At 46.5% G+C, this 21,941-nt stretch carries 27 protein-coding genes; 12 read left to right on the plus strand and 15 right to left on the minus strand.

From position 1 onward, the window contains the following. Positions 1-107: 107 nt before the first annotated feature. The 7 genes from AC1DYT_RS23005 (at position 108) to AC1DYT_RS23035 (ending at position 5,890) form a co-directional block, all read left to right on the plus strand. The gene (locus AC1DYT_RS23005) at positions 108-326 is read left to right on the plus strand and encodes a hypothetical protein (protein ID WP_477457237.1); all 219 of its coding nucleotides are present in this window, start codon (positions 108-110) and stop codon (positions 324-326) included. Next, positions 317-574, plus strand: coding sequence for a Txe/YoeB family addiction module toxin (locus AC1DYT_RS23010; RefSeq protein WP_477457236.1), 258 nt, complete (start codon positions 317-319; stop codon positions 572-574). The genes AC1DYT_RS23005 and AC1DYT_RS23010 overlap by 10 nt, the downstream gene beginning before the upstream one ends. Positions 575-583: 9 nt before the next feature. Continuing rightward, entirely contained in the window at positions 584-1,414 is an 831-nt protein-coding gene (locus tag AC1DYT_RS23015; RefSeq protein WP_477471853.1) for an alpha/beta hydrolase, read from the plus strand. A 60-nt stretch (positions 1,415-1,474) separates the two neighbouring features. Next, on the plus strand, positions 1,475-2,470 hold the full coding sequence (locus AC1DYT_RS23020; protein WP_477471854.1) for an MBL fold metallo-hydrolase: 996 nt from the start codon (positions 1,475-1,477) through the stop codon (positions 2,468-2,470). A gap of 232 nt (positions 2,471-2,702) precedes the next feature. Beyond that, on the plus strand, positions 2,703-3,581 hold the full coding sequence (locus tag AC1DYT_RS23025) for an alpha/beta hydrolase (protein ID WP_477471855.1): 879 nt from the start codon (positions 2,703-2,705) through the stop codon (positions 3,579-3,581). 81 nt (positions 3,582-3,662) lie between these two features. Next, positions 3,663-4,478: an SMP-30/gluconolactonase/LRE family protein gene (locus tag AC1DYT_RS23030; RefSeq protein WP_477471856.1), complete on the plus strand. Its 816-nt coding sequence runs from the start codon at positions 3,663-3,665 to the stop codon at positions 4,476-4,478. Positions 4,479-4,750: 272 nt separating this feature from the next. Continuing rightward, positions 4,751-5,890 carry a hypothetical protein gene (locus AC1DYT_RS23035; protein WP_477471857.1) on the plus strand — a complete coding sequence of 380 codons (1,140 nt, stop codon included), beginning with the start codon at positions 4,751-4,753 and terminating at the stop codon, positions 5,888-5,890. Positions 5,891-6,037: 147 nt separating this feature from the next. Here the strand turns inward: AC1DYT_RS23035 and AC1DYT_RS23040 are convergent, their stop codons facing one another. The 6 genes from AC1DYT_RS23040 to AC1DYT_RS23065 form a co-directional block, all read right to left on the minus strand. Further along, the gene (locus AC1DYT_RS23040; protein WP_477471858.1) at positions 6,038-7,252 is read right to left on the minus strand and encodes a sensor histidine kinase; all 1,215 of its coding nucleotides are present in this window, start codon (positions 7,250-7,252) and stop codon (positions 6,038-6,040) included. Positions 7,253-7,679: 427 nt separating this feature from the next. After that, on the minus strand, positions 7,680-8,162 hold the full coding sequence (locus AC1DYT_RS23045; protein WP_477471859.1) for a hypothetical protein: 483 nt from the start codon (positions 8,160-8,162) through the stop codon (positions 7,680-7,682). Positions 8,163-8,384: 222 nt separating this feature from the next. Further along, a complete protein-coding gene (locus tag AC1DYT_RS23050; RefSeq protein WP_477457227.1) occupies positions 8,385-8,867 on the minus strand; it encodes a hypothetical protein in 483 nt (160 codons plus the stop codon). A gap of 240 nt (positions 8,868-9,107) precedes the next feature. After that, positions 9,108-9,668 (minus strand): elongation factor P, encoded by a 561-nt coding sequence (gene efp, locus AC1DYT_RS23055; RefSeq protein ID WP_133229083.1) that lies wholly within the window; start codon positions 9,666-9,668, stop codon positions 9,108-9,110. A 148-nt stretch (positions 9,669-9,816) separates the two neighbouring features. Then, positions 9,817-10,194: a hypothetical protein gene (locus tag AC1DYT_RS23060; protein ID WP_477471860.1), complete on the minus strand. Its 378-nt coding sequence runs from the start codon at positions 10,192-10,194 to the stop codon at positions 9,817-9,819. A gap of 37 nt (positions 10,195-10,231) precedes the next feature. Beyond that, the gene (locus AC1DYT_RS23065) at positions 10,232-11,089 is read right to left on the minus strand and encodes a ThuA domain-containing protein (protein ID WP_477471861.1); all 858 of its coding nucleotides are present in this window, start codon (positions 11,087-11,089) and stop codon (positions 10,232-10,234) included. 173 nt (positions 11,090-11,262) lie between these two features. Between AC1DYT_RS23065 and AC1DYT_RS23070 the strand changes: the two genes are divergently transcribed. The 4 genes from AC1DYT_RS23070 to AC1DYT_RS23085 all read left to right on the plus strand — a co-directional run bounded on the left by AC1DYT_RS23070 (position 11,263) and on the right by AC1DYT_RS23085 (position 13,930). Continuing rightward, complete coding sequence (locus tag AC1DYT_RS23070) at positions 11,263-12,042, plus strand: NUDIX hydrolase (RefSeq protein WP_477457224.1); 780 nt, start codon at positions 11,263-11,265, stop codon at positions 12,040-12,042. 76 nt (positions 12,043-12,118) lie between these two features. Next, positions 12,119-12,988, plus strand: coding sequence for a hypothetical protein (locus AC1DYT_RS23075; RefSeq protein ID WP_477471862.1), 870 nt, complete (start codon positions 12,119-12,121; stop codon positions 12,986-12,988). A gap of 56 nt (positions 12,989-13,044) precedes the next feature. Further along, positions 13,045-13,296 carry a hypothetical protein gene (locus AC1DYT_RS23080; RefSeq protein WP_477471863.1) on the plus strand — a complete coding sequence of 84 codons (252 nt, stop codon included), beginning with the start codon at positions 13,045-13,047 and terminating at the stop codon, positions 13,294-13,296. 1 nt (position 13,297) lies between these two features. Next, a complete protein-coding gene (locus AC1DYT_RS23085) occupies positions 13,298-13,930 on the plus strand; it encodes a zeta toxin family protein (protein WP_477471864.1) in 633 nt (210 codons plus the stop codon). Positions 13,931-13,963: 33 nt separating this feature from the next. Here the strand turns inward: AC1DYT_RS23085 and AC1DYT_RS23090 are convergent, their stop codons facing one another. The 3 genes from AC1DYT_RS23090 to AC1DYT_RS23100 all read right to left on the minus strand — a co-directional run bounded on the left by AC1DYT_RS23090 (position 13,964) and on the right by AC1DYT_RS23100 (position 16,320). Beyond that, positions 13,964-14,698, minus strand: a complete 735-nt coding sequence (locus AC1DYT_RS23090) for an SDR family oxidoreductase (protein WP_477471865.1) — start codon at positions 14,696-14,698, stop codon at positions 13,964-13,966. A gap of 86 nt (positions 14,699-14,784) precedes the next feature. Next, positions 14,785-15,699 carry an NAD(P)-dependent oxidoreductase gene (locus AC1DYT_RS23095; RefSeq protein ID WP_477471866.1) on the minus strand — a complete coding sequence of 305 codons (915 nt, stop codon included), beginning with the start codon at positions 15,697-15,699 and terminating at the stop codon, positions 14,785-14,787. 21 nt (positions 15,700-15,720) lie between these two features. After that, on the minus strand, positions 15,721-16,320 hold the full coding sequence (locus AC1DYT_RS23100) for a Crp/Fnr family transcriptional regulator (RefSeq protein WP_477471867.1): 600 nt from the start codon (positions 16,318-16,320) through the stop codon (positions 15,721-15,723). 36 nt (positions 16,321-16,356) lie between these two features. Between AC1DYT_RS23100 and AC1DYT_RS23105 the strand changes: the two genes are divergently transcribed. Then, positions 16,357-17,178, plus strand: coding sequence for a hypothetical protein (locus AC1DYT_RS23105; protein WP_477471868.1), 822 nt, complete (start codon positions 16,357-16,359; stop codon positions 17,176-17,178). On the opposite strand, the gene AC1DYT_RS23110 is transcribed toward AC1DYT_RS23105, so the two are convergent. The 6 genes from AC1DYT_RS23110 to AC1DYT_RS23135 form a co-directional block, all read right to left on the minus strand. Then, a complete protein-coding gene (locus AC1DYT_RS23110) occupies positions 17,164-18,120 on the minus strand; it encodes a phosphotransferase (RefSeq protein WP_477471869.1) in 957 nt (318 codons plus the stop codon). The two genes, AC1DYT_RS23105 and AC1DYT_RS23110, sit on opposite strands and share 15 nt — an antisense overlap. A 109-nt stretch (positions 18,121-18,229) precedes the next feature. Beyond that, positions 18,230-18,352, minus strand: a complete 123-nt coding sequence (locus AC1DYT_RS23115; RefSeq protein WP_477471870.1) for a hypothetical protein — start codon at positions 18,350-18,352, stop codon at positions 18,230-18,232. An 83-nt stretch (positions 18,353-18,435) separates the two neighbouring features. Continuing rightward, entirely contained in the window at positions 18,436-18,693 is a 258-nt protein-coding gene (locus tag AC1DYT_RS23120) for a Txe/YoeB family addiction module toxin (RefSeq protein ID WP_477471871.1), read from the minus strand. Beyond that, on the minus strand, positions 18,684-18,881 hold the full coding sequence (locus AC1DYT_RS23125) for a DUF2683 family protein (protein ID WP_477471872.1): 198 nt from the start codon (positions 18,879-18,881) through the stop codon (positions 18,684-18,686). Before AC1DYT_RS23125 ends, AC1DYT_RS23120 begins: the two co-directional genes overlap by 10 nt. A gap of 41 nt (positions 18,882-18,922) precedes the next feature. After that, positions 18,923-20,254: a TldD/PmbA family protein gene (locus AC1DYT_RS23130; RefSeq protein WP_477471873.1), complete on the minus strand. Its 1,332-nt coding sequence runs from the start codon at positions 20,252-20,254 to the stop codon at positions 18,923-18,925. Between the two features lie 3 nt (positions 20,255-20,257). After that, complete coding sequence (locus tag AC1DYT_RS23135) at positions 20,258-21,895, minus strand: TldD/PmbA family protein (RefSeq protein ID WP_477471874.1); 1,638 nt, start codon at positions 21,893-21,895, stop codon at positions 20,258-20,260. Positions 21,896-21,941 lie beyond the last annotated feature (46 nt).

Below are 21,941 nucleotides of genomic sequence, written 5' to 3' on the forward strand. Positions count from 1 at the left end.
CGCCAATCCACCTTCATTGCCGTTCCATTCATGGAACGGATGATCAAGCACCCCTAAACAACCGCAAGCTATTTTTATATTGACCATAAATTATTTAAATTTGTTATATGACAAGTTTAACGGTAAAAATCCATAACGAACAGGAAGAGAAGGCGCTGATTGCTTTTTTGGATAGCCTTCATTACGAATATGAGGAAACCGACGACATGGATACAACGGAATACCTCCTATCCTCCGTTGCTATGAAAAACCACCTCGACGAAAGCATACAGCAAGCAAAAGAGGGCAAGGTATCTGCAATTCCACTGGATGACTTGTGGAAATAGTTTACACCGATAAAGCAAAAGCCGATTTAAAATACTGGAAAGAATCAAATAACTTATCCATCCAATCCCGCATTTCCCAACTGATACAATCCATCGGCGAAAATCCTTTTAAAGGGATAGGAAAACCCGAACCGCTAAAGCACCATTTATCCGGTACGTGGTCGCGCCGGATAACCCGCGAACACCGCATGGTTTATATTATTACAAATAATACGGCAACCATCATTTCATTGCGGCATCATTACTAAATTGCACCCATGATCCGCAAAAACCATTACACTATCCCCGGTGCCAAAGGCAGGGGTATGCTGGCCGATATTACTTTTGATGATGCCAACCCCAAAGCGCCACTGGTGATATTTGCCCACGGCATACGCGGATTTAAAGATTGGGGCGCGCACAACCTGGTAGCGCAGCATTTTGCCCAAAACGGCTTCCGTTACCTCAAGTTCAACTTTTCGCATAACGGCACCACACTGGATAGGCCTACCGATTTTGCCGACCTTATCGCCTTTAGCGATAACACCTTCAGCATAGAGCTGGACGACCTTAACTCAGTCATCGATTTTGCCTGCGGCGGCTCGTATGTGCCCGCCGTGCGCGAGGTTTACCTTATTGGCCACAGCCTGGGCGGTGGCATCAGTATCGTAAAAACCGCCGAGGATAAGCGCATCACCAAGCTGGTAACCATGGCGGCAATTTCCAGCTTCTACAACCTTTGGCCCAAACAGGCCGAGGCGCAATGGAAGCTGCAGGGCGTAATGTATATCGTCAATTCGCGCACTAAACAAAACATGCCCTACAAGGTAAGCTTGCTGAACGATCTGGAGAAGAACCCCGAAAGGCTCGATATACAGCTAAAGGCAGCCGAAATAAAACAGCCCTGGCTCATCGTACATGGCGATGAGGATACCAGCGTACCCCTCAGCCATGCCGAAGAACTGCATGCGGCCCAGCCTGCAGCGCAACTGGCGGTTATAAAAGGCGCCGACCATGTATTCAACGCCAGCCATCCTTACCTGCAACCGGAACTGCCTGCCATGCTATTGCAATTTTGTAACATTTGTATTGAATTTTTGAAACAATAGGTCAGTTGTTACAATCAATAAGGTAGTTTTTTGCGTTATTGCATTTAAATACCTGTACCTATGAGTATATCCGGATCCCGAAAAAAAGGAAGCAAGTTCATCAACACCATACCTACCGATTCGGCCGGGTTCGGCAAAATGATACCCATCCTGCGGGAGTATATGAACAACACGGCGGAGAATACGCCGAAGAAAACCTTAGGCCCATTCAGCACCGATGTATCGATATATGATACCCCGCCCAAAAGCGGCCTGCGCATAACCTGGGTTGGGCACTCCAGCCTCATCATCGAAATAGACGGCATACGCATCCTTACCGACCCGGTTTGGAGCCAACGCGTATCGTTCTCGCAATCCTTCGGGCCAAAAAGATTTTACCAACCGCCGATAGCCCTGGCCGATTTGCCTAAGATAGATGTCATCATCTCTTCGCACGACCATTACGACCACCTGGATAAAGCCACCATCAAGTTTTTTGCAGGCAAAAACGTACCTTTCATATGCTCCCTCGGCGTATGCGATTACCTCGAAAGCTGGGGTATAGATAAGGGACTCATCCACGAAGTGGATTGGGGAGATAGCGTAATGATTGGCGACTGCAGCATAACCGCCGCCCCGGCAAGGCATTTCTCGGGCAGGGGCATCACCCACCGCGACGAAACACTGTGGTCGTCATTCGTCATCAAGGGCCCTATGCATAATATCTATTTCGGGGCCGACTCGGGCTACTCGCCCGATTTCAAGGCCATCGGCGAAACCTTCGGCCCATTCGACTTGACCATGCTGGAGATTGGTGCCTACGGGCAACACTGGGCAGATATACACATGGGGCCCGATAACGCCTCCAACGCGCACCTCGATCTGAAGGGCGATATCATGATGGGCATCCATTGGGGCACCTTTAACCTGGCGCCGCATGCCTGGTACGAACCCGCCGAACGGCTGGTGCAATTAGCGAAGGAAAAGAACATCAAGCTACTCCTCCCCGAACCGGGAAAACCTACGGAGGCTGATGCACCACTGGTAAGCAACTGGTGGAAAAAGTTCATGAGTTAGTACTGCGGATGCCCACGTGCCTGGGATTATCGTTAGAAAAACCTGGAAATGCCCTGTATAAACATGTGCAAAAACCTGGAAAAAATTGGACAAAACTAAATTATCGGCTTTGTATTATCGTATTATAATACAGATATTTACGCAAAACCAATGGCCATGAGGCATGCGTAATTGATTGCCATAAAACCTGGAAGAAAAACCCGCATTTTTTTCAGAAAAAAGCCTAATTTATATGAGAAAAATGATGTACGCTGCGCTCATCATCGCGCTGCAATTCGGCTGTATGATAGTATCTGCACAAACCGTTATCCCCCTTTGGGGAAAAGGCGCGCCCGGTTTCGAGAGCCGTCGCAACGAGCCAGAGCAAGCTAAGGATTATTGGGTGAAGAACATCCATAACCCCTCGCTCACCGTTTACGCCCCGCCCGCCGGCACGGCCAACGGTGCTGCTGTAGTGATATGCCCCGGTGGCGGCCACCGCCTGCTGGTTTACAACTCCGAAGGCGTGGCGCCTGCCAAATTCTACAACAGCCTGGGCATCACCGTTTTTATTTTAAAATACCGCCTGGGCCGCGATACGCTATCGCCCTATAAAATAGAGGTACACGCCAAACAGGATGGTTATCGCGCCATGCGCCTGGTACGCAGCCGCGCTGCCGAATTCGGTATCGATCCTAATCGCATCGGCCTCATGGGTTTCTCGGCCGGCGGCGAAGTGGTAGACATGATAGCCTTCGGCGGTTACGACGGCGACCCCAACGCCCCCGACCTGATAGACCGCGCGAACGCCAAACCTAACTTCATTGTGCAGGTGTACCCCGGTCCGTCTTATGTGCCGGCAACCATCGCACCTGATGCGCCTCCCGCTTTCTTAGTGGCCGCTAACGACGATGCCTGCTGCTCGCTGCCGCTTATCCAGTTGCTACAACGCTACCGCGAAGCCAAAGTACCCGTAGAACTGCATATGTACGCCCAGGGCGACCACGCCTTCAACATGGGCACCAATCGCAAACTCAAATCCATCAACCACTGGCCCGACCGCCTAGCCGACTGGTTGGAAGACAGCCACATATTGCAACCGGCGAAGGATTTGAAGAAGGTGACGCATTGATGGGGTTGGAAAGTTGGAAGGTTTTAGGGTGCTTCTTGTAAAGGCGCTAATTTTTAAGATTATAAACTAAAAAATATAAATATGAAACATTTGTTAACCGCCTTACTTGTTTTATTAACGGGTACTATTTATGCCCAGCATTCACTAGAAAAAATCTGGCAAAGCGACTCTACGCTTAATACGCCCGAATCGGTGTTGTATGACGCAAAGGGTAAAACCCTTTATGTAGCCAATATGGGCGATTCTAAAAAGCCGGGAACGGGCGGTATCAGTAAGATTGGGTTAGATGGCAAGATCATCAAAACAGACTGGGTTACCGGGCTTACCGCAGCAAAAGGTATGGGCCTGTATAAGAATTTGCTATACGCTGCCGAATTGACAACTGTAGTCGTAATAGATGTTAATACGGCTACAGTTATTAAACGTATAACGGTTGAAGGCGCTAAGTTTTTGAACGACATAACCATCAATGAAAAGGGCATAATTTACGTAAGCGATTCGCAAACCGGCAGCGTACACCAAATAATTGATGGCAAGGCCAGCGTTTATTTAGAGAATATGAAAGGCATAAACGGCGTGTTATCCGTAGGCACCGACCTTTACGTACTTACCGCCGGCGTTTTACAAAAAGTAGATGCCAAAAAAAATGCCACAACACTTGCAAAAGGCATGGAAGGTGGTACCGACGGCGTTGTTAAGGTAGGCCCGCAGGAGTTTATTGTGACCGGATGGGCAGGCACTATTTATTACGTAAACGCCGACGGATCCACACAAGTGCTATCAGATACCCGCGACAAGAAAATGAGCACCGCAGACCTTGCTTATAACGCCGCAGAAAAAATCATCTACGTGCCTACGTTTACAAAAAACTCGGTGATTGCGTTTAAGGTGAAATGATTGGAATTTAGCCTTCTTGCCGGGCTGATGGAGACACATGGGTGAGTGAGGTACTTAAATCCATTAATCACTTGCCCGACCGCCTTGCCGACTGGCTGGAAGACAGCCATATTTTACAGCTGGAAAAGGATTTGAAGAAGGTGACGCATTAGGAGGAGTTGTTTACAAGAACTGCAGCAAATAAATAGGTTGCAGGGATAATCTTCACAATTTAATCCGAACCTGAAAAGATAGTACAAAACTCGTTTGATCACCTAACACCTAATCGCTTCATGAAATTTTTATGGCTTGCTTTATTGATGTCGGTGGCTTGTTTATCGTACGGCCAATCGCCTAATTTAAAACTCGTTAGTTTCCAAAAATCCTCGTGCGATACTAACGCAGATTTGTTCCGAATACAGCAAAGGATTATCAGCCAGCGCATAGATAGTGGTGTTTATAAACTATCCATTGGATTAATAACCAATTGTGCCGGCATCCATAACATCAAACTAAAACTAAAATCGGATACACTAAAACTGTCTTACGAGGAGGGCGGATTATTTCCCGACACTGCGCTAAACGGTAAAATCACACTACAGGTAATAGAATACACCTGCGATTGTGCGTTTGACTATGCGTTTAAAATAAAAGGCATCTCAAAACTCCCCGGAGTGGTTACTGTGAACGATTCGTCAATTCGATATTATGCCGATAAATACAAAGTCTATCCTATTAAATTTATTATCCAAAACGGTGATACTATAAACCGGGTTGATAGATATGGCCTCAAGCAAGGATATTGGCATGAACAGAAAGCAAACAAGGGGTATTTTACGGGCTACTATACCAATGATAAACTTAAATCTGCCGAAACGAAAGAATATTATGTTTCTGGTAAGCTGCAGTATGAAATGGACCAGTCGGATTACGATACTTATAAGTTGCGCAAATACTATGAGAATGGTGTACCTCAATTAGATATCTTACAAAACGGCAAACTTAGCGTTATCTCCACGAAATTTTATCCTACCGGCGTAATCGAAAGAGTTTATATCGATAATCCCGTTTTTAATGAAGAAAAACTTTTTTATAGCGATGGCCATATTAAAAAAGTAACTGGTCGTAATATACATCAGGATTATTATCCAAACGGTGTATTAAAAAAAGAATTTTGGTTTCCGGCTGGCGATATAGCCTATAAATACTATTACGAAGATGGTAAACTTATGGCCACCCACTACGTGGATAAAAAAGAATTTCATAAGAAAGAAATTATTCTGAAAAGGAACAGCAAAGGAAAAATTATAAAGACGTACGAAACTTCATATTGGACGGAAGAAGTTGGCAATGTATGGAAATACTATGACCGAAAGGGTAGGCAAACTACCGCTAAGGAGTTAAAAGCTTTTGGCTACGTATTATCTGATTAAACCCCTCTATAAAGGCACCCACGTCTGTTTATAAAAATTTCAAGTCCGATAATGCCGCCGTAAAGGCCGGATTGCCCCTTGCTTTAATGGCGTATCAAAATAATCAAGGAAGCCAGATTGATACGCGCCACTATAATGCGGCTAATATCAAATAGCAAACCAAAAAGTCACCCCTTTTAAAGGGTTATTTCGCACACCAATTTCACCATTATGCCCTTTTATTATCTGCGAAGATATGTACAGGCCAAGCCCTATTCCAGAGTAATTATGTGAGGTGTTCTCTGCCCTAAAGAACCGGTCGAATACGTGGCTTATGTTATCTTCAGGTATCCCTATGCCCTGGTCGGTAACACTCAAACTGATCCGGCCATCATCCAACCGCTCAAAATGAAGTTCAACCGGGCTGCCTGCCGGGGAGTATTTAAAAGCATTCGTTAAAAAATTGCTTAAAACCTGTTCAATCCGGTCATGATCTGCAAAAAGCATCAGCGATTCATCTCCGCGGATGTCTACGCTGTGTTTCCCATCTGCCAATCTGCATTGGTCAACGCATTCAACCACCATTTCCATCAGGTTAAATTCGCTCCTTTTAAGTTCAAGCTTTCCGGCCTGTATCCTTGTCACATCTAATAATTCATCTATCAGGCTTGTTAATTTATTTATCTGTTTGGATGAACGCTGCACAAATGGTGCAATACCGTTTAAGTCATCGTTTTGGGAAACCATTCTTTCCAAAACCTGCAAAGATGCTTTAACGGTAGTTATGGGTGTTTTTAGCTCGTGGCTGGCTATACTCATAAATTCATCCTTTTTGGCCATCAATTCCTCGGTTGCTCTTATCGATACCTGCTGCAGCCTTACCTCCTCCTCCGCTTTTTTTCGTTCGATTATCTCCGCTTCCAATTCGTCGAGCGTTCGTAAACGATAAATCATCGGCAAAAGTTTATAAAGTGCGTACACGGTAAACAACGACACGATAGCGGTGAAAAATCTTATCAATGCGCTTAGCCGGTAGGCCGGCCACCAAAAAATCAGGGCATCCAATAAATGTGTAGAACCGCACAGCAGTATAAAGGCGATAAAAAGCCAAAGGATTTTTGGAAAAGGAATATCTTTTCGTTTGCTGATGATGCGGAATAACAAGATGGGAATAGCGAAATAGGCAACCCAGATTGCCACATCAGAAATGATGTACAACCACCCATGAAATTGTTCCCAATTTCCACAGTGCCACCGGGCAGGCCAATCGGCTGTATCGAACAACTTCGAAAAAAAGTTTTTCACCTGGCTTAACAGGCTTTGGTTTACCGGGTGCGACGAAACGTTTTTGGGACCGCATAAAGTACCGCATTTTGCAGGCATGTGCGTCAAACTCTGGCTACTTTCCATTACTTAAGCTTAAAAGTATCTTGTTGTATATATACTCCCCGAATGAATGTACAGGTCAATAGAAACCGGATGTAGACATCCTTATAATGTGGCGAACAATATTTGTTGCAGATCGAATCGAATGAGTACCGGCAAAATCAATCAATCGTTAAAACTATGAAAAAGTGGATAAAACAATGCTTTTTTGTGCAGTCAAACCATAAAAAACAAATTGCAGATTAGGTTTGATTAGACATATAGGCGCTAAGGCGCCGCCACGCAAATATGCTGAAGAAAACACAAAAGCCGGCTAAAGGTGTGCTTACCTTAAAACCGGCTTTCCATTGGCAATGCAAAGGGGACGCATCTGTACTAATACCCCCGGGGCAAAGCAGCTGTGCCAGCCGCCTGCTAATTCTGGTTATTTAACAACAATGGCTTTATTTGCCGAGAACAGGAAAAAGTACATCTTCGCTTCTTTGTTGTCGGCCCAATCCTTTGGGTCATCGGATAGCGATTTTAAGGATACCTTTTGGGTGTACACGTAGTCGCCTACGCTATCTATGTAGCAGTTTGCGTATTCGTCGCCCCAATCTTTGCGTACCTGTGTGGTTTTATCTGCATCGTAGGTTACGTTAAAATCGGCCGATACATTACCGTCTACCAGCAATTCTACCCGGTAAGTTGTAACGCCGTCGGTATTTTTGCCGTTATTGGTAATACGTACCTTGGGGTTGCTGCGCCCTTCGTCTTTATAACTTTTCCATTCATCGGGCCACGTACCCCAGGTACCACTGGTCCTAACGTTCTCTTTATAAGCAATACAGCTTATGGTACCTGTTTGCGAAAATGCGGAATATGAAAATGCCGCTACAAAAAACAATAACAAAAGTGCCTTTTTCATTGTGATAATAATTTAGTTGTGTTAAAATATTAATTAATGGTTTTTATAAGTATATAGGCTGATTATCAAAGATGTCACTAATTATTTGAAATATATTTATAAAAAATTCGGTGCATAAAACATATGCTAAAATAAAGTGCGAACAGTCTGTACATCCCGGCGAGATGCCCATCCGGGTACTTACTGAAAGGACGAAACCGATTTTTCACTGTAAAATGTAGGTTATTTCACTACTATCGCCTTATCGGCAGAGAACAGGAAAAAATACATCTGCGAGTCTTTATTGTCTTTCCAATCGTTAGGGTCGTCTGAGAGGGATTTTAATGATACCTTTTGGGTGTATATGTAATCGCCTACCTTATCCACGTAGCAATTTGCATACTCGTCGTTCCAGTCTTTTCGTACCTGCGTGGTTTTATCGGCATCGTAGGTCACTGAAAAGTCTGCGCTTACTGTCCCATCCACGATTATCTCAACGCGGTAAGTGGTAACGCCATCGTCGTTTTTGCCATTATTGGTGATACGTATTTTGGGATTGCTGCGCCCCTCGTCTGAGTAGCTCTTCCATTTGTCGGGCCATGTGCCCCAGGTACCCGATGTTCTGAAGTTTTCTTTATAAGCAATACAGCTTATAGTGCCGGTTTGCGAAAAAGCGGAATACGAAAATGCCGCTACAAAAAATAGTAATAACAGGGCTTTTTTCATCGTTACAAAGTTTTAGTATGTTAAATATCAGACTATATTTTTATAAGTACAATAGGTTCATTATCAAAAACGTCAGGATATTTAGGGCAAAATTTATTATTTATTTTGCAATACCGTATAGTAGGTATTTTTTGATACCGCAGGGCGGCCGGTAGCGCGTTTAGGTTTTGTATAAAAGCAAAAACGGGTAGCCTGGCGCAATGGCCGGGCTACCCGTTTTAAATAATTTGCAACAGTTTGCTATTTTACGCGCTCAACGTATTCGCCGGTGCGGGTATCTACTTTTATTTTATCGCCCTGGTTTACAAACAGGGGCACTTTTATCTCCACGCCGTTTTCGGTGGTGGCGTTTTTCATGGCACCAGATGAAGTATCGCCTTTAACAGCAGGCTCGGTGTAAGTAATTTCCAGCTCAACGTGGTTAGGGGCGGTTGCCATAATGGGTTCCTCGCTCTCGAAGGACACGATAACGTTCATACCTTCTTTAAGGAATTTAACCGCCGGGCCGAACAGCGTTTTGGGGATGCTATGCTGATCGTAAGTGGTGTTATCCATTACTACCATATAGTCGCCTTCCTCGTACAGGTATTGAAAATCGTTGGTTTCCACGCGGCATATCTCTACCTGCTCATCGGTACCCAGGCGTGCTTCTACCGCCCTGCCGGTTTTTATGTTGCGGAACTTATCCAGATAAAACGCGCCGCCTTTGCCGGGGGTGCGGTGTAAAACCTCGGTAACAATTACCAGTTCGCCGTTGTAGCGTAATATATTCCCTACTTTAACTTCAGATGCCTTTGCCATGTAAATACTATCGTAAATTTTGTGCGCGAAGATAAATTAATTATGTAAAACGCTATCATAAAAACTGTTGGCGGCGCATTAAAAAAAAACCGCACGCGGCAAATGCCGGGCGCGGTTATCAGATCAGTTAAAGTAAAAAGCTTTTAGTTTATTGTTTCACCCGCTCGCCGGTGCACTCAAACATACCCAGCAGGCTGCCGGTAACGTGGTCGTCGTCTTTTTTCTCCATGGTGATGTTTACGTCGTACCCCTGTGTGGTAAAGAAAATGGCGATGCCTTTCTCGTTCTTATCAACCTTGGTTACGGGCTCGTCTTTCTTAGTTTCGGGGTTTTCCATCGTGCCGGTAAAGGCGCCATCTTTTTCGGTTATGGTGAAAAACATATGCACATCGCCATTGGGCGTGCCTTTTATCAAAATATCCCATTTGCCCGCAAAATAAGCCGGTGGCGTAGTTTGTGCCTGCGCTTTTACCGAGATGAATAAGAAAGCCAGCAAGCCTGCCAGCAGTAAATTGAACTTTTTCATGTTTGTTGTTTTGTATTTATGGTTTTAAAATTGGTGCTTATTTGGCGCCGCTGCGCTTTACCTCATTCTCCAGCAGGTTTATGAATGCCGGCTGCGCCCAGGCGCTTGCATCGTGCCCTATGGATGTATAATAGGCCCGGCCTTTGCCCACCTCGCGGTACCCGGCCACCGGATGGTCTTTACCCATACCGAAGTTTTTATCTTTCACGAACAGAATGTTACCGTTGGGATTGATCTTATCGCCATCTATAGCATAAATAACATGCGCGCCATGGCTGCGGGGGTTATCGAAGAATACGTACCACTCGTCGGTATGCGCCCAGGTTTGCGGCAAACCCTTTACTACTAAACTATCGGTTACCGTGTTTAGCGAAACCGTTGCTTGCTGCAGGTGTTTCTCTATCGGGTGGTGCGAGAAGCTAGCCCCTATCAGGTTTTCGGCATACCAGGGCCATTGGTGAGAGTTATCGCCCGCGCCGTGTATGCCCAACCAGTTGCCGCCGCCGCTAACGTAAGCTTGCAAGGCTTTTTGCTGCTCATCGTTCAGTAGCCGCCCGGTGCAGTTATTGAAGATTACAATATCAATTTTAGCCAGTTGCGCGGCGTTGAACACCCCGCCATCTTCGGTACTGTACAAAAACCAATCGTTCTTTTTGGCCAGATCGGCAAAGGCCTTTTTGCCGGCCTCTATAGATTCGCCGTGGCGGAAACCGGTTGATTTGGAAAACAGGAGCACCGCCTTTTGATGTGCGGGGAAAGCAATAGCCGGCACCTCCGTTTCATACGACACCGGGAAACCATGGGTAACCTTGTAGGCAAACAACATCATGGCGCCTACCGCCAATAATATGATGGCCAAAACCGACCATAGGATAATCTTCAATGCTTTTTTCATATGTTGCATATCAGCTATCAGCAGCTACCTGCCAGGGCTGGCTTGTGTATCTTATGGTTTACAATTGGTTAGTAAAAGCCCTTCATTTATTAAAAATGAATAAATGAAGGTATGGAAATTTTATTTACATTTATTAAAATTTAATAAATAATTTTTTCGCCATTTTTGTACAAATGGAAAACCTGCAGGAAGCACGCGATTTTTTTAAGATAGGGTACCTGGAGTATCGACCTAATATCACCATCGACTGTGCCATCTTCGGCTACCGCGATGGCGACCTGAAAGTGTTACTGGTAAAAAACAAGCTGATACGCAAATGGTACCTGCCGGGTGGCTTCATCAAGAAAACCGAAAGCCTTGACGATGCGGCGTCGCGCATAACAGCCGAACGCACCGGGCTGGAAAAATTGTTCCTGAAACAGGTAAAAGCCTTTGGCGATGTGGGCCGCAACTCTGCGCTGGACGTTTTTGATGAGGACGCCTTTGAGGAGATGATAGGCTTCAGGATAGACGATAGCAGCTGGCTTGCCGGCGAAACAGTTACTTTGGGTTTTTACGCTATTACCGATATTGTAAACGCCAGTCCAAAAGCCGACTTTTTTTCGGAGGCTTGCCGATGGTTCCCGATAGATGCCCTGCCGGAGCTGGGTTTCGACCACGCCGAAATCGTGGCTGAGGCCTTGGCGCGCATGCGGATAGACCTTTACCACTTCCCGATAGGGAAAAACCTGCTGCAGCCCAAATTCACGCTCAAAGAAATCAAGACCCTTTACGAAGTACTCTCGGGCAAAACGCTTAACCCAACCAATTTCCCCAATAAACTATTATCACTGGGCCTGCTCACCAAGCTGGATGAAAAGCGCAGCATAGGCGGGCACCGATCGCCCACCTATTATAAATTCAACGAGGATACTTATGAGAAGGCGTTGGAAGAGGGGCTGGTTTTGGTGTAGAGGGTGAGATTATTTTTACGCGCAGCTTGCGGATTTCAGGGTTGTTTCTTTACTTTAGCATAGCCTTATCCGCATTATGATGAAGAAATCAATGTACCTACTGTTGCTGTCGGTGTTGCTATACGCCTGTAAAAGCAATACTAAACAACCCGTAAAAGATTCCCTGCCAGCCGTTGCCAAAACCGATACTCCAAAATCGCTGACGGCAACATTTAAGGGCATCATCAACGGCGAATGGATAAAAAGCGATTATATGGATGAGATAGCTAAGACCCGCTCGCCGCTTAAAGCCTGGCCAAAGGCATTCAGCATTACCGGCATAGGTATCGATGTTGATTCGATAAAAGGCGATAGCGTAAGTATAGGCATCAATTATACTTACCACGAGGGGAATAGTCTAACATTGAAATTCCGCAAGGGGCGTGCGCCAAACGCTGTGCCGTTCTATTCTAACCTCGGCGATATCGACAACCGCACCTTCGAACTAGGTTATCAAATAGCTAACGGCGACACTGCATTGATAGTTTACACCTACAACAGCAAGGGCAAGCTGGAAAGCCGCGACCGTTTTACCCGGTTGATAGCCAACCCCGAAACTACCAACAACCAAACCACCGAAGCGAGCTATTACCGGATAAACCAGCTGGTAATGGCGGGTAGTTATCAGTTGACAGACTCGCTGAACAACCACATAAAAGTTGAATTCAAGAGCAACGGTACCATAACCGGGCTGCCGCCTTTCGACTCATATTCCCTCGGCATCGATTTCATGACCCCGCCGAATGAAGCTGACGTTGTGTATTTTAAAGTGGGCGAGAAAAACTCCGACTCGTATATCTACCGGTTCAATAAAGACACCTTGAACTTGTATGTGCCGAAGTTCGATAAGGACTCGGTACAACTTTTAATTGATAAATTGAAGTATAAAATGGTAAGACAGAAGTAAAACCTCTACGTTTAATGCCTATTTATCGTTATATTTGAGTACCAAAAGAGAGGGCTATGGGCACAATTGAAGAACTAAAAGCAATAAGCGGAACGGTTGTCAGACGTTTGAGGAGAAAAAAACTCGACAATGGCAAGCCCTTTTTGATTTGGTCCAACACACTCCCCAAAAACCAGAGTTATCTGGAATATCCCGACAACTCGATTAAAATTGTCACTGTTTCATCTAACCTAAGATCCTTCACTGTAATAGAAGAACTTACTAATGGCCAGGCGCAAGCTATCCGCCAGGAGCTAAACTTGTTTTAAGATGCCCAGCTTGTATATTATTACGGGTTCAAACGGCGCCGGTAAATCTACCGTCGGCCCCGAATACCTCCCGGATGATATCCATCAACATTATGCTGTTTTTGATGGGGACCTGCTTTACACCCGGAAACTAAGCGAACTATTCCCGGCTGTTACGAGGTCCGCAAAATATGCAAGGCAAGAAGCGCTTGAATACGTAATCAGTCTGTTTGAGGAGCAAACCGCTAACGCACTCGCCAATAACGACCACTATGTTTACGAAGGGCATTTTACCAACGATGCTACCTGGGACAAACCAAAGGCCTTTAAAGATGCCGGGTATCGGGTTCATCTTATTTTTTTTGGGTTAGAAAACACCGAACTCTCGCAATTCCGTGTAACAGAAAGGGTAACCGAAGGCGGGCATTATGTTGACCCACAAACGCTTATGAATAACTTTTTTGGCAATCTTGAAAAGCTAAACATTTACTACCCGCTCATTGATGATTTAACCATCGTTGATACCTCTGAGATTAATCACAGGATTTTATTTAAAACTGTTTTGCAAGAGATTGAATTTCATGCAGACCGACGGGAATTACCGGCCTGGTTTATCAATTACCTGCCTTCCATTGTTAACTTGCTCTCAAAATAAAAGTTCGAAACAAGGTACTCCGCATACTATTTCCTACACTAACACCGTCCCCCCATCCACCACAATATTTTGCCCGGTACCGAAGCGTTGCTTCATCAGGTAAACGAATGCCTGCGCAACGTCTTCTGCTTCGCCTACGCGTTTTAAAAGCAGGCTATCTGCCATGGCCTGGTATAAGCCCTCGCGTTGCTCAGGGGGCATGCTATCCCACATACTGGTCCTGATCACGCCGGGAACTACCGCATTAACACGGATGGGTGCCAATTCTACCGCCATGGCCCGCACCAAGCCCTCCATAGCACCGCATATGGCCGAAGCAACCGACCAGCCCACACCCGGCCTTGCATTGGCCGTACCGCTTATAAGGCAAATAGAACCACCCGCATTGATGTTTGGCGCAGCGTATTTCACTGCTGCGAACGGTGCCCAAAAACGAACGTTGAAAAACGAACGCGCATCTTCTATGTCCGTCTGGTCGATAGTTTTCAGGTTCAGATTCTCGCCCGCCGTATAAACCAAATGGTCGAACGCTCCTATACCTGCGAAAAAGTCTTTAATGTTCTCTTCTTTGCCCAGATCTACGGCGTGGCCTTCGCTGCCATCCGGCAAGCCCGCCAAAGCCTTATCTATGCGCTGGTGATTGCTGGATACGATGACCACATTGGCGCCCTCTGCCGCAGCGGCTTTAGCTGTTGCCAATCCAAGCCCGCTGCTTGCGCCTAATAAAATGACCCTTTTGCCTTGCAGGCCTTTCAATTGATATTCCATTGTGTTTTTATTTGTTGATGCAAATTTCGGCAGTGCGAAATGGCATCTACTTAACAAATGGTAAAATCGAATCGAATTAAAGCTTTTTATTGATCTGCTTCGATATGTTTGATAACTGCTATCAAATCCTCCCCGCCAAATTGCCGCTGCGCAGCTTCGTAGGTTTTTAGAGCGGCCTCGCCCAGCGGAGACGCTAAACCAATATCTTGCGCCAGCTTAAGATCTTTAACGATATTGTCGAGCGAGAATGCAGCCTTGTAGTTATCGTTCATGATAGCATCGCCCTTTATTTTCATGAAAGGGTTGGCCAGTGCTCCGTTGTTGAGCAGATTCAATAAAGTTTCGGGGACTATGCCGTTTTGCCTGGCTAGTATTACGGCTTCAGCCAAACCCTGCGCATGTATGGCCAGCAGCGTGTTGATAGCCAGTTTAGCTACGTTGCCTGCGCCCACATCGCCAATAAGCGTAGCGCTTTTGCCTATTGCCTCCAGTACCGGCTTTACTCGTTCAAAGGCTACGGCATCGCCGCCGGCCATAATAACCAGTTGAGCGGTTTCGGCCTGTTTTACACTACCGGAAACGGGCGCATCTAAACAGGCATTGCCCTGTGCCGCGCAAAGTTCCGCAATTTCCTTGCTAATGGCCGGCGATACGGTGCTCATATTGATAATTACCTTACCGCTGGCGCCAGCACTCAGCACGCCATCATCGCCGTGGAAAACATCGTTGATGGCATTATCATCCGTCACCATCATGATGATTACATCTGATTGTTCAATCAATTCAGCAGGCGTGATCGCGGTGCCTGCACCAAGCTCTTTCAGCGCGGCTTCTTTATCTTTATTGCGGTTATAAACCGTTACGGGGTAACCCGCTTTGATCAATTGCTGCGCCATGGGCGTACCCATCAGCCCCAGGCCTATCCAGCCAATTTTAGTAGTTTCCATATGTAGATGTCGGTATTTTATTTCAACAAATATGCCCGGTAAATGCGGGCACACGCTTATCAATTGGTAAAAAAGCTACTTGATATTCCTGCGGATGCGGCTGAGCGATTGCGGCGTAATGCCCAGGTATGACGCGATATCCGTTAAGGATACGCGCTGCGCTATATACCTTTGCTGCTCCATGAATAATTTATACCGCTCCGCCGAATCGAGCCCGCGGTAGGCGTTTCGGGTGCTTATCTTGGCCAGCAGGGTGCTTTGCGTAGCCTGCACCATGAGTTCGCGCAGGTACGGTATCACCGCATACAATTGCTCCAGCTTGCTTTTACTGATCGTCATGACCTGCGTATCGCAGGCGGCTTGTATGCTTTCATCGGCAATGACGCTCTCGTTAAAGCTTTTCAGGATGGTGCACAACTGGCCTGCTTTCAAAAAGAAATAGGTTATCTCGTTCCCCTTCTCGTTTTGCGCCATAATGCGCAGCACGCCATCCTCTATAAAAAACATTTGCCGGCACACCTGCCCCGATCGGAATAGGTACTCGCCCTCTTTGAAATGCTTTAATTCACAAGCATCCGCTATAAGCTGCTGATGCTCCAAAGGCATCAGTTTCAATTGCGACAGGAGGCCTATCAGCGTAGTTTCCATAAAGCAAATATCTGTCAATCGGCCCATATTATTATGTATTTTAGTAACGAGAAAAACCCCGAAATGAAGAAGCTATTTTTTTTGTTTGCCCCTGTCATGGTCCTCTTATCATGCAAAAGCAACGCCCCAAAAACTAAGCCCGATACCCTTGTTACTGTAAAGGCCAAACCGGCGCCATCCTTTAAGACACAGTTACCCCTTTATCAGGGCGTTTGGGTAAAAAGCGATTATATAGAAAAGATACGGCAGACTAAATCGGTTTTGGCATCGGTAGATTTGGTGGTTGGCATAACCGGCATGCAGATAGATACCGCAGCAATGACGGGCGATAGCCTTATGGTACCCGTAGGTTGGGATAACCAAAACCCCGGCAGCGTAGCCCTTAGGCTAAAGCCCGGCAAAAGGCCCGGCACTTTCCAATTCGGCGAGGATGAACTGGGCTATTCGGTTGCCATTGGCGATACGGCTTTAATTCGATACCAGGTTTACAACAAGCAACTATTCACCACCAGATACCACAAAATTGCTAACGTAGACCCCAACAAGAACGTTAGCGACGGCATCAACTACGCCATCAACAAAGCCCTTTTAGCGGGCAGCTATTCGTTTAAGGGCGCGACAGGGAAAACGGGCAAAGTTACCTTCACGCCCGACGGCACGGTGACCGGCCTGGCGGGCTTCAGGAAATATTTTATCGAGAACGACCTTAAACCCGGCCCGCTTAATAACATGGACCTCATTACTTTCGATGAATTCAGCAATAAGAGGGTTGTTTATCATTACGAATTTGAAGACAATACGCTGAAACTTTACGAAGCGAAGCCCAATGCAAAGGCAAGCCTGATGGTTTTGGGGAAGCTGAAGTATATGCTAATCCGCCAATAACGCAGCTGATACATTTTCTTCGAAAAAGGTTCTTACCAACATTTTGATGAAGCGTTTCAAGTAGGTCTCGTTCAGGAACACGTTGCTCCAGTTATCAAAACGCTGGCACTGTATGCCCAGATAAAAAAAGTAAAGGCTTACGCCCAAAGCGGGCAGCAATCGTTTTTCTTCGTGGCTTATTTTTACAACCGATTCATAACCATCTAAAAAACTCTTCTTTTTCAGTTCTCGCTCTGCAGGGTCTTTTTCGGTGCTGTGTATCTGCAGTATGTTATAGGCAATATCATAAGCCAGCCAGCCGTTGCCACAGAAATCAAAATCGAAGATGGTCACCACGCCATCCTTAGTGATATTCATATTATCGAACCATATATCCAGGTGCACCACGCCTTTGCGCATCTGCGTATCATCGGCATTGGCTAGTTCGCGCAGCAAGTATTTTTGTGCCGATAGCATCCACGCCATTTCATCAGATTGAGCAGGCAGGAAATTATCGAGGTATATGAACGGGTCCTGAAGGATAGTTTGGGGCGTATAATCAACCCTTTGCAATTGCAGGCCCTCCGTTAAGCGGTGGATACAGGCCATGGTTTCCCCAATTTTGTAATGCTGCTCTTCGGATAAGTTCAGCAGCTTTTCGCCTTCGGCAAAAGAAAACATCAGCCCAAAACGCATGCCTTCCGGCGCATCCAGCTGTTGCAGGAACTCGCCCGAGGCATCTGTCAAAGGATAAGAAACCGAAATACCGCCCTCCTTCAGCAGGGTTAGCAAGCGTATTTCTTCGTTGATCTCTTTTTCACTGCGCCAATTCAGGCTATAAACTCTAAAAACAAATTTGCCAGCACCGTCTGTTACAAGGTAACTATGGTTGATACCTGTTTTTAACAACTTGCAGCTTGCACTTGCCGACAGGCTGTACTTGTCCTTTAAAAATATTGCCAAATGGCTTGCCGAAAGTATAGAGCTGATTGACGGGAAAGGACGCATAAAATAAAATTTGGGGCTGCAAAGAAACAAAAAACGCCGATGCTTTGCGTCAAGACTCGGGTTTTTATAATATCATGGCCGATTCGCGGGCGTAATCCTTCCAGTCCTTTCTGCTGAATACCTCTATCGGACCAGTACCTATTGGTGGTGTTGCATTGCGGTTAGCATTTTGCCTTGGAGTTCTCATGGGTAATAATTTAGCCTAAAAATAGGCACGCAAAGCCTTAAAACAAAACATCCCCTTTCGGGGATGTAGAGTATTATTGGTGTTTAATAGTGTCCTTTTAGAGAATAAATATTAATCGAATCGCCATCGATACTGTACACAATCCTATGCTCTAAATTTATACGTCTCGACCATTTACCGGACAATTTGTGTTTCAAAGGTTCCGGTTTTCCTATTCCTTCAAAAGGTGTCTCTCTAATAGAGTCTATCAGTTCTTTGATTTTGTTTTGGATAACTTTGTTGCCACTTTTTCGCCATTCATCAAGATGGCTTAAAGCGGCAGAAGTAAAAATCACTTCCATAAATTATCCAAATCGACTTTAGTACCCTTACCCGCTTTAATTTCTTCATCACCTTTGAGAATCATATCAACGAATTCAGGATCGTAATCATCCTTTTCTTCCTTAAAAGAAATCTTAAGGGCTTTCATAAAAGCTTTGATTGCAGTTAACTGCTCTTTACTATCCGGGTGTACAATAAGTGTCGACATATACAAATTTAAACATTTACAAATAACTTAGCAAAGCATTGTTATACCGCGTCGGATAACGACGAGAACGTAAAGTCCCTAACCTTCAATGGCGGTATCAGGTAGCTACGGTAGCTTTCTACGCTGATGCTGCGTTCCTGCCTGCCCAGGGCTTCCAGGTTGTTCAGCATAATTACCGGGCTCTCGTTAAAGCGGAAATTCTTCACCGGGAATTTTATCTTGCCGTTCTCGATGTAGAACGTACCATCGCGGGTAAGGCCGGTAAGCAACAGCGATTGCGGATCTACCATGCGGATGTACCACAGCCGCGATACCAATATCCCGCGCTCGGTGCTTTTGATCAGTTCTTCGAGGGTGGCATCGCCGCCATCCATAATAATATTGCTTGGGCCGGGCACGGGTGCTACGCCCTTCTTCTGCGCCCAATAGCGCGAGTACGAAAGATTTTTCACCACGCCTTTATCAATCCACATGGTTTTTTCGCGTGGGAGGCCGTCGCCGCCCCAGGTTGCGCCGGGCAGGTCGGGATTAAAGGGGTCAGAATAGATGTTTACTTTCGGGTCCATCAGTTGCTCGCCTAAACGGGTACCGCCGCCTTTTTTGCTCAAAAAGCTACGGCCCTCTTCGGCACTGCGGGCATCAAAGCGAAACATGTTCTCCAGCATATAAGTTGCAGCAACCGGCTCCAATATCACCGTGTATTTGCCCGGCTCCATGGCCCTTGCGCCTATCGAGGCGTTGGCTTTCATGGCAGCAACGCGGGTTGCCGAGGCAGTATCCAGTTTGCTTACATCAGTAAAACCGCGGGCAGCATAGCCCGAAGCGGTACCGGCATCGTTGCGCAGGGTTATCGTGAAGTTTACGTCAGTGCTTTTGTTATAGGCAAACAAACCCTTTGAGTTCATTACCGCGCTGAAACTGGCCGAATTATCTAAAAAGCCGGCGGCATTAAGCTTGGCCTCTTTGGCAACAGCCAGGCTTTTGCCCACCATTTCGGCCCGGCTATCGGGTGTCATATTGGCGGTGTTGGTATTATAGGTTATCGCTTCCTTAAACTCCGATTGGCCCAGCATCGGCATGTATTCCGGGTTCTCCGGTGCCAGCTGCGCCAGTTCCTCAGAGCGGCGCACTACGCGCTCCAAGGCGGCATCGTCGAACTCGTTGATAGAGGCCGAGCCTGCCTTTTTGCCGTAAACCGATGTTACCGAGAGGCCGATGCTGCTTACATCGCCCGCGGTAGAAACCGCGTTCAGCGCATAGCGCACGTTGCCCTCGTCGCCACCGCCGAGGCTTGCTTCGCACTCATCGGCTTTGGAATAGCTCAGCACCTTTTTTAGTAAGGCCTGTGCCTGTTCTTTTGTATATATAGCCATGTTTTAACCGATTTTTCTTTTTGTGTTGATTACGTTAACCCCATTGAACCTTGTTGTAGATGAACCGTGCGATACCGCGCTGCTTTGGCCGGGCTGCCCTTTACCATCGTTAAACGCGCCCATAAAGCGGTAATCGCTTTGGTCGCAAACCTGGGTGCAGCTGTTCCAGAATTCCTGCGTGTTGGCCTGGTAGGCAACATCGTTCAGCATACCGGCGATCTGGCCGTTCTTTATCTCGTAAAACAGCTGGCCGCCAAACTGGAAGTTGTAGCGTTGCTGATCGATAGAGAAAGAGCCGTCGCCGATGATGTAAATACCTTTTTCTACATTTTTGATCATGTCATCCACACTTAGCTTTTCCGCACCTGGTTGAAGGGAAATATTCGGCATACGCTGAAACTGTACGTCCTGCCAGCTTTGCGCGTAGCAGCATCCCTGCGATTCTTTCAGGCCGATGATGTGCGCCTGATCGCGGATGGCCTGGTAATTCACCAGCACGCCGTTTTTGATAATGTCCCACTTTTTGGTACCCACGCCTTCGTCATCATAACCAACAGCACCGAGCGAGCCCACCTGGGTTTTATCGGCAACAACATTCACCTTATCGCTACCGAACTTGAAGTTGCCCGATTTCCATTTATCTAAAGTTAAGAAACTGGTCCCTGCATAATTGGCTTCGTAGCCCAGTACGCGGTCGAGCTCGGTGGGGTGGCCAACTGATTCGTGTATGGTTAAACCAAGGTGGCTCGGATCAAGCACCAAATCGTACTTGCCCGGGTCAACCGATTTCGCGTTGATTTTCTCACCCGCCTGTTTAGTGGCAAACTTAATATCTTCCAGCATATCGTATCGCTTTTTGTAACGCGGGGTAATGCCAGGGAGCGTTTCTGATGCCAAAGGCGTTAAATATTCGTATCCCATACCCATCGGCGCACTTAGCGAGCGGCGGGTTTCGAAGGAATTTTTTGCAGGATCGATCTTGGTAACCGTGAAGCTTGGGTAAAAGCGGTGGATATCCTGGTCGATATAAGAACCATCGGTACTGGCAAAATACTTCTGCTCGTTAACCGCAAAGATGGTAGAGTTGACGAAGTTAGCACCTGCACCCATAGCAATGGCATTGGTGTTCAGCAGCAGATCAACCTTTTCCTTTATCGGCACCTCGAATGCGTTCTTCTCGATAGGCGTTTTCCAGCTTACTTCACCGTAACCTTTTTGAGGAGCCAGCTGTACCGGTGCGCTGCCTAGCTTGGCATTGGCCTTTGCAACGGCAACCGCGCGTTTTGCGGTTTTAGCAACGCCATCTTTGGTTACATCATTAGTAGCGGCAAAGCCCCAGCAGCCATTGGCAATTACGCGAATGCCCACGCCGTAGCTTTCGGTATTGGCCACGTTAAGCACCCGGTTTTCGCGGGTGATGACGAACTGGTTAAGGTAGCGCCCTATGCGCACATCGGCATAGCTTGCACCTGCTGCTTTTGCGGCATTGAGCCCTGCATCGGCCAGTTCCTTTTTTATTTTGGCATCCACCGGATTAAGGGCATCCTGCACATCGATAGTTTTACCGAATGCGCCGAGGTTTGGCAATGCCGTTGCCGCCGCACCAAGCCCTGTTAAATAAATAAAATCTCTTCTTCTCATATTATGATATATGTTTAATCATCGCAATTCTATTCTCCGCCCGGTC

Source organism: Mucilaginibacter sp. P1_D10 (assembly GCF_056406215.1).

Excerpts from the sequence above, each read along its gene's own strand:
- efp (WP_133229083.1), bottom strand. The coding sequence starts at position 9,668 with ATGGCAAAGGCATCTGAAGTTAAAGTAGGGAATATATTACGCTACAAC.
- AC1DYT_RS23120 (WP_477471871.1), bottom strand. The coding sequence starts at position 18,693 with ATGGAAGTGATTTTTACTTCTGCCGCTTTAAGCCATCTTGATGAATGG.
- AC1DYT_RS23050 (WP_477457227.1), bottom strand. The coding sequence starts at position 8,867 with ATGAAAAAAGCCCTGTTATTACTATTTTTTGTAGCGGCATTTTCGTAT.
- AC1DYT_RS23130 (WP_477471873.1), bottom strand. The coding sequence starts at position 20,254 with ATGGCTATATATACAAAAGAACAGGCACAGGCCTTACTAAAAAAGGTG.
- AC1DYT_RS23070 (WP_477457224.1), top strand. The coding sequence starts at position 11,263 with ATGGAAAACCTGCAGGAAGCACGCGATTTTTTTAAGATAGGGTACCTG.
- AC1DYT_RS23015 (WP_477471853.1), top strand. The coding sequence starts at position 584 with ATGATCCGCAAAAACCATTACACTATCCCCGGTGCCAAAGGCAGGGGT.
- AC1DYT_RS23090 (WP_477471865.1), bottom strand. The coding sequence starts at position 14,698 with ATGGAATATCAATTGAAAGGCCTGCAAGGCAAAAGGGTCATTTTATTA.
- AC1DYT_RS23075 (WP_477471862.1), top strand. The coding sequence starts at position 12,119 with ATGATGAAGAAATCAATGTACCTACTGTTGCTGTCGGTGTTGCTATAC.
- AC1DYT_RS23030 (WP_477471856.1), top strand. The coding sequence starts at position 3,663 with ATGAAACATTTGTTAACCGCCTTACTTGTTTTATTAACGGGTACTATT.
- AC1DYT_RS23025 (WP_477471855.1), top strand. The coding sequence starts at position 2,703 with ATGAGAAAAATGATGTACGCTGCGCTCATCATCGCGCTGCAATTCGGC.
- AC1DYT_RS23100 (WP_477471867.1), bottom strand. The coding sequence starts at position 16,320 with ATGGGCCGATTGACAGATATTTGCTTTATGGAAACTACGCTGATAGGC.
- AC1DYT_RS23115 (WP_477471870.1), bottom strand. The coding sequence starts at position 18,352 with ATGAGAACTCCAAGGCAAAATGCTAACCGCAATGCAACACCACCAATA.
- AC1DYT_RS23085 (WP_477471864.1), top strand. The coding sequence starts at position 13,298 with ATGCCCAGCTTGTATATTATTACGGGTTCAAACGGCGCCGGTAAATCT.
- AC1DYT_RS23020 (WP_477471854.1), top strand. The coding sequence starts at position 1,475 with ATGAGTATATCCGGATCCCGAAAAAAAGGAAGCAAGTTCATCAACACC.
- AC1DYT_RS23125 (WP_477471872.1), bottom strand. The coding sequence starts at position 18,881 with ATGTCGACACTTATTGTACACCCGGATAGTAAAGAGCAGTTAACTGCA.
- AC1DYT_RS23005 (WP_477457237.1), top strand. The coding sequence starts at position 108 with ATGACAAGTTTAACGGTAAAAATCCATAACGAACAGGAAGAGAAGGCG.
- AC1DYT_RS23135 (WP_477471874.1), bottom strand. The coding sequence starts at position 21,895 with ATGAGAAGAAGAGATTTTATTTATTTAACAGGGCTTGGTGCGGCGGCA.
- AC1DYT_RS23105 (WP_477471868.1), top strand. The coding sequence starts at position 16,357 with ATGAAGAAGCTATTTTTTTTGTTTGCCCCTGTCATGGTCCTCTTATCA.
- AC1DYT_RS23045 (WP_477471859.1), bottom strand. The coding sequence starts at position 8,162 with ATGAAAAAGGCACTTTTGTTATTGTTTTTTGTAGCGGCATTTTCATAT.
- AC1DYT_RS23040 (WP_477471858.1), bottom strand. The coding sequence starts at position 7,252 with ATGCCTGCAAAATGCGGTACTTTATGCGGTCCCAAAAACGTTTCGTCG.
- AC1DYT_RS23060 (WP_477471860.1), bottom strand. The coding sequence starts at position 10,194 with ATGAAAAAGTTCAATTTACTGCTGGCAGGCTTGCTGGCTTTCTTATTC.
- AC1DYT_RS23035 (WP_477471857.1), top strand. The coding sequence starts at position 4,751 with ATGAAATTTTTATGGCTTGCTTTATTGATGTCGGTGGCTTGTTTATCG.
- AC1DYT_RS23065 (WP_477471861.1), bottom strand. The coding sequence starts at position 11,089 with ATGAAAAAAGCATTGAAGATTATCCTATGGTCGGTTTTGGCCATCATA.
- AC1DYT_RS23080 (WP_477471863.1), top strand. The coding sequence starts at position 13,045 with ATGGGCACAATTGAAGAACTAAAAGCAATAAGCGGAACGGTTGTCAGA.